This window comes from Nocardia barduliensis (assembly GCF_013315795.1).
Lineage (GTDB): Bacteria > Actinomycetota > Actinomycetes > Mycobacteriales > Mycobacteriaceae > Nocardia > Nocardia barduliensis.
Genome location: NZ_JABLTE010000206.1, coordinates 1 through 5,900, shown reverse-complemented (window position 1 = coordinate 5,900; position 5,900 = coordinate 1). Strand labels below are relative to the sequence as shown.

Sequence of the window (5,900 nt, the reverse complement as noted above, 5' to 3'; positions counted from 1 at the left end):
TGTGTATAAGAGACAGCCTAGGGTACCTGGGCCGACGTGATCACGGTCAGGCTCCGATGATGGACTCGAGCACGGCGACAACGACCGGTGCCAGCATCGCCAGCGCGTATCCCAGGCACGCGGCGCGAAAGGCGGTTTTGGCCTTCTCGATCTCGCTGGGGTCACCGCCGCCGAGCAGATAGCGGGCTCCGGCAACGGTCAAGAACAATGTCGCCAGCCCGGCCAGGATGCCCACCAACCAGTTGCGGGCGTTGTCGATCACCTCCCCCAACGACGAGGCGATGGCCAGCACATCGGCGTGCGGTGGTGCCGCCGAAGCAGATCCGGCGATCAGCAGCAAACCCGCGCTCGTGGCCGCGACCGCGAGCACCCGCAGCCAACGCCGCCCGCGCCGAGCCGACCGTGGCGTCGCCTGGTTGAGATGTCCCTGGTTGGTGTTCATGCCGCGACCTGCCCGTGCTCGATGCTCGACTGCGCCGGGACCGCTGTGGGTGGGTTCGGCCGGCGACCTCGCCGCGGCGCGAGGACGGTGACCGCCTCGGCTTCGACCGTGCTTGTGCGCTCGTGGTCGATGTCTCGGGCACGATCTGACAGCCACGCCAGCAGCGCACGCTCGGCACGGGGCCGGGCCTTGCGCAGCTTCCACAGCGACACACCCTGTTCGGCCGCCAGCGCGGTCAGCGACCGGCCCTCCCACCGCGACGCGGCGATGAGTTCGGCGGCGTCAGCCGAGATCACCCCGGCCGCTACTGCTTGGGCCAGGACCATCTCGGGATGGCCCGGCCCTGCCCCGAGAGCACGCACCCGCACCCCCAACACTGCTAGGTCACTTTCGGGGTCTGCGACCGCTATGACGCCTGTTCGCTCGAAGGTTGCGGCTTTGAGGACCGCACGGTAGGCACCCCACCGCAGCCGATGCCAGACTCCCGGCTCGTCCAGGCCGATGCGCGATAGGTGGCTCAGGAACGCAGTCAGGATTTCGGACTCCACGTCGTGGCGGGCGGTGCCGCTCACAGTCACGTACTCACTGGCGGTCCGCGACAGCATCGGCGCGGCCAGCCCGGCGCACACCAGCATCGCGTCCTCTTCGGTGGCGCGGACTCGTTGAAGCAGCCACACCCAGATCGCGTCGACCTCTGCCATCGGGGTCGCCGGATCCCACAGCCGCTCCCGCAGCTGTCCCCACGTCTGCATCGGGGCGACGGGAGTGGCCTGCGAGGTCGGTGCCGGGCGCGGACCGGCGGGCAGGGTCTGCTCGGCGATCCGGTCGAAGCCCGCCCACACCACCGCCAGCGGCAAGCCTGCAATACCGCCCGACCCCCGATATTTCACGGCGCGTGAATTCGTCACCACAAATCTCCTTGATCGATCGAAACTGCCGACTTCACAAGGACACCTCGCACTCATATCCGAAACGCACCCAAAACACCCCCAAAACACACCCTCGAAACACCCAAACCACATCCAAAACACATCCGCGTCCAGATGGCGAACCAAGAGCTACCGCCGGAGGACCAGCCTGCACCTGTACAGCGGACATCTCTCACCTCTGCCTCGACCAGCAGGTATCCGCGCACGGGTGTGGTTTGGGTGCGGTTTGGGTGCGATCCGGGTGCGGTGCGGATGCGATGCGGATAGGCCCAAATCCGGCGCGGCAAACCGTCACGAAAAATCTTGAAAAAATTCTCGACCGATGCGTTCCCGAAGGCATTCCAGCGACCGATCGCCACTTACGGAATTCTCAGAAAAAAGTTTCGGATGCCGTGTCCCGATTTCGGCTTTTTGGCGGAAGTAAGCGAGTACACACCGCTCTCTCGCTCAGGAGGCCGCAATGCCTGCCAGTTCCCGCCGACCCCGTTCCAGCACCGCCGACGTGGCGATCCCCTCGACGCTGTGGGGGCTCGGAAGCGAACCTCTCGACCCTGGCGACCGCTGGCCCGACCGGGCTCTGGTCCACACGATCACCGAATTCTCCGCGCCAGGCGCGCGGGTGATGCTGCTGGGCTGGCCCGCCCCCACCGAGCGGGGCGCACTGCGGATCATCGAGCCCGACACCGCCGCCGCACTCGCCACGATCGGCGATCTGGGCCGCCACGGACTCGACGCCCCCACCGACCGAACCTGGCGCGATGAGCCGGTGGATCTGGTGATCGCGAGCCTGCTCGCCGATCACCTCGACCCGATCGCCGCCGCCGAGCACATCACCGCGCTCGCGACCGAAGTCCTCGCGATGGGCGGGTTGCTGGTCGTTTTCTCCCGCTGCCGACACAGCGACTCCGGGACCTTGTTCGATCCGGCCGGTTCGGTCGTGGCCGCCGCGCAGGCCGCCGATCTGCTCTACCTCCAGCACATCATCGCCGCCCCGATCTCCGGGCACCAGATCACCGCGCCCGCCGAGCCGACGCCCTCGGGCACCGCGCGTCACGCCGTCGCGCACACCGACGTCTTCGTCTTCCTCCAACCCGCCCATGGCTGAGCCCACACGCTCTGCGCCCCAACAGAACTCTCACGCGAAGGACACTCCGATGACTCTCGACCCGACCGCCGCCACCACCACCGACATCGACTCCGGCACCCCCGCACAGACCGCCGCCGCCGTCGCGCCGGTGTCGGTGTGGGCCACGGCGCAGACCGCGCCCACCGCGCAACGCCGGGGCCGGTATCATCCCGACAGCACCGCCCATCCCGCGAAGATGTTCCCCGCCATCGTGCAGCACGCGGTCGCCACCTACACCCGGCCCGGGGACCTCGTGCTGGACCCGATGTGCGGGATCGGCACCACCCTGGTCGAGTCCCTGCATCTGGGCCGCCGCGCGGTCGGCGTCGAGTACGAGGGCCGGTGGGCGGAGCTGGCGCGCACCAACATCGAGCTCGCCCGCGACGCCGGGATCGATCTCGCCGCGGAGGTCTACCACGGCGACGCCCGCAAGCTCGGCGATCTGATCCCGGCCGAGCTGCGCGGCCAGGCGAAGCTGGTCATCACTTCACCGCCCTACGGCGACAGCTTGCACGGGCACGTGCGCGCCAACCGCAAAGAGCCGGTGCTGAAGAAGAACCACCGCTACGGCCAGATCCTCGACCGAGGCAACCTCGCCAACGTCGGCCTCGGGCGATTGTTGAGCGGATTTACGAAGATCCTGGCCGGGGCCGCCGAATACCTCGCTCCGGGCGGGTATGTGGTGATCACCGCGCGGCCGTGGCGCCAGCACGCCGAACTCGTGCCGCTGCCCGCCCACCTCTACACCTGCGGCGGCCTGGCCGGCCTGGTGCCGGTGGAGCGGTGCGTGGCATTGCTGGGCCGCCTCACCGAGGGCCAGCTCATCGCCCGCAGCTCGTTCTTCCAGCGCGACTTCATCGTCAAGCAGCGCGCGGCCGGGCTGCCGATGCACCTCATCGCCCACGAGGACGTCATCATCCTCCGCAAGCCCGAAGCCACCAATGCGACCGAACGCCGCCGCGCGGCAGGGCGATTCCCGTTCGGCAGCGCGGCGACTCTGCCGAACGCCGATAGCACCGGCTCGGGATCGGTGGCCGCGTGAACGCCGCACACGACCCCGAGCAGGGGTGGCTCGGCCGGGCGCTCCTCGCGCCCGGCCGGGCCGTGGCCGACCTCGCCGAGACGTTCCAGCACACTTCCACCTCGACCGAGGGGCTGATCATCGTTGCGGCCGTTCTCGCCGTGCTCGCCGCGGTAGGACTCGCGGGCCGGTGGCGGCGAGGCCGGCTGAGTGCGCGTGCCCGGCAGATCACCGTGCTCACCCCGCCCTCGGTCGACGCCAAAGGCGCACTCACCTTCTGGGCACACCTGATCGGCCAGCTCCGTCCAGCGTGGGCGAGGACGCTGCTGGGGCAGCCTCATCTGGGTTTCGAGTACACCGTCACCCCTGAGGAAGGGGCGGCGATCCGGCTGTGGGTGCCGGGCGCGATTCCACCCGGGTTGATCGAGCGGGCTGTCGCCTCGGCGTGGCCTGGCGCGCATACCGACACTGCCGAACCCGCCCGGCCCCCACTGCCGAACCCGGTCAAAGGGATCCGGCGGGTCGTGGCCGGAGGCGAGCTACGCCTCGGGCGCCGCGAGGGACTCCCGCTGAGCACCGATCACTCCGGTGATCTGGTGCGCAACCTGATCACCGCCGCCGACGACCTCGCCCCCGGCCACGCCGTGTGCGTGCAGATCCTCGCCCGCCCGGTCACCGGCCGCCGCGTCGCCCGCGCCACCCGCTCCGCGGCGAACACCAGCAGCCGGACCGGTGTCGCGGCGGGACTGCTACGCGAGGCCCTCGACCTCCTCACGCCCGGCTCGAGCAGCCCCCGCGCCTCCCGCACCGCCACCGGGGTGGGAAGCGCGCGGGCCACCGACCGGCAGACCTCCCTCGAATACAGCGCCGCCGCCCGCGCCGCAGCAACCAAAGCCCGTGGAGCGCACTGGGAGACGGTTGTCCGCTACGCGGCCTCGATTCCAGTCTCGAACGACACCGACTCGACAGCGCAGGCGCGGGCGGTGGCACGCGGGCGCGCCGACGCTCTCGCCACGGTGTTCGGAGCCTGCACCGATCACAACTTCTACCGGCGTCGCCGTCGGCTTTTCCGCCTCGAGCGGTTGATCCGGGAGCGGCGTCTCGGGCGTGGGGATGTGTTGTCGGTGCACGAGCTGGCCACGATCGCGCATCTGCCCACCGACGTTGGGCTACCGGGCCTGCAGCGCGCCGGGGCTCGCGCGCTGTCCCCGGCCCCGGAGATCCCCGTCGGTGGGGAGTTCACGAAGCCGTTGGGGATGGCCGACACCGGCACTCGCCGCCCGGTCGCGGTCAAAGTCAGCGACGCCCGTCATCACCTGCACATCCTCGGACCTACCGGTGTCGGCAAATCCACGCTGTTGGCGCGCACGATCCTCGATGACGCCGAGGCGGGGCGCGGGGTGATCGTGATCGACCCGAAGGGCGACCTAGTCACCGACGTCCTCTCACGGCTGCCCTCGCGCATGGGTGAACGGGTCGTGCTGTTCGACGCCGACTCCCCTGCACCGCCACCATGTGTGAATCCCCTCGATATCGGCCGGATCGGGCGCACCGGAATGGATCTCGCGGTCGACAACCTCGTTACCGTCTTCCACCGGATCTTTCACCAGTGGTGGGGGCCGCGCACCGACGACATCATGCGCGCCAGCCTGCTCACCCTCTGCGCGCAACCGGGCACGGTGACCCTGGCCGACCTGCCCCGCCTGCTCACCGAGCCCGCCTTCCGATCCCGGATCACCCAAACCGCCAAAGACCCCGTCCTACGCGGATTCTGGGACAGCTACGAGCAGCTCAGCGACACCGGCCGCGCCCAACTCACCGGCCCCCTGCTGAACAAGCTGAGGGCCTTCCTGTTGCGCCCGTTCGTCCGCGCGGCCATCGCGGGCGGGCCCAGCACAGTCGAGTTCGCTGACATCCTCGACAACGGCGGCATCTGCCTGGCACGGCTACCCAAAGGCTCACTCGGAGAAGAAACCTCACGCCTGGTCGGGTCGCTGCTGGTGGCCCGGACCTGGCAGGCGGTAACCGCGCGGGCCCGGGTGCCCTCTGCCGATCGACCCGACGCCGCACTCGTGCTCGACGAGGCACAGAACTTCCTCAACCTGAGCACACCGATCGAGGACATGCTCGCCGAGGCCCGAGGGCTGCGTCTGTCGCTGTTACTGGCGCACCAGAATCTCGGCCAGCTCTCTCGCGAACTGCGCGACGGCATCTCGGCGAATGCGCGCAACAAGGTCATCTTCGCCGTGTCGCCCGATGACGCCCGGGACCTGGCCCGCCACACCGACCCGTGGTTGTCCGAGCACGACCTGTCGCATCTGGACGCCTTCCACGCCGCCGCACGCCTGCTGGTCGACGGCCGCAACGCCCGCCCCTTCACCC

5 protein-coding genes are annotated in these 5,900 nt (G+C 69.5%); 3 read left to right on the top strand and 2 right to left on the bottom strand.

All coding sequences use genetic code 11. From position 1 onward, the window contains the following. Positions 1 to 46 precede the first annotated feature (46 nt). Both HOV91_RS38260 and HOV91_RS38255 read right to left on the bottom strand, forming a co-directional pair. Positions 47 to 442 carry a pilin gene (locus tag HOV91_RS38260; protein ID WP_246351577.1) on the bottom strand — a complete coding sequence of 132 codons (396 nt, stop codon included), beginning with the start codon at positions 440 to 442 and terminating at the stop codon, positions 47 to 49. Continuing rightward, on the bottom strand, positions 439 to 1,350 hold the full coding sequence (locus HOV91_RS38255) for a hypothetical protein (protein WP_174190070.1): 912 nt from the start codon (positions 1,348 to 1,350) through the stop codon (positions 439 to 441). The genes HOV91_RS38260 and HOV91_RS38255 overlap by 4 nt, the downstream gene beginning before the upstream one ends. A gap of 481 nt (positions 1,351 to 1,831) precedes the next feature. Between HOV91_RS38255 and HOV91_RS38250 the strand changes: the two genes are divergently transcribed. From HOV91_RS38250 to HOV91_RS40980, 3 genes are all read left to right on the top strand, one after another. Continuing rightward, entirely contained in the window at positions 1,832 to 2,476 is a 645-nt protein-coding gene (locus HOV91_RS38250) for a hypothetical protein (RefSeq protein WP_174190069.1), read from the top strand. A gap of 49 nt (positions 2,477 to 2,525) precedes the next feature. Continuing rightward, complete coding sequence (locus tag HOV91_RS38245; RefSeq protein WP_174190068.1) at positions 2,526 to 3,539, top strand: TRM11 family SAM-dependent methyltransferase; 1,014 nt, start codon at positions 2,526 to 2,528, stop codon at positions 3,537 to 3,539. After that, positions 3,536 to 5,900, top strand: a 2,365-nt coding sequence (locus HOV91_RS40980; protein ID WP_174190067.1) for a type IV secretory system conjugative DNA transfer family protein, incomplete at its 3' end; no start/stop codon positions are given. The genes HOV91_RS38245 and HOV91_RS40980, both read left to right, overlap by 4 nt.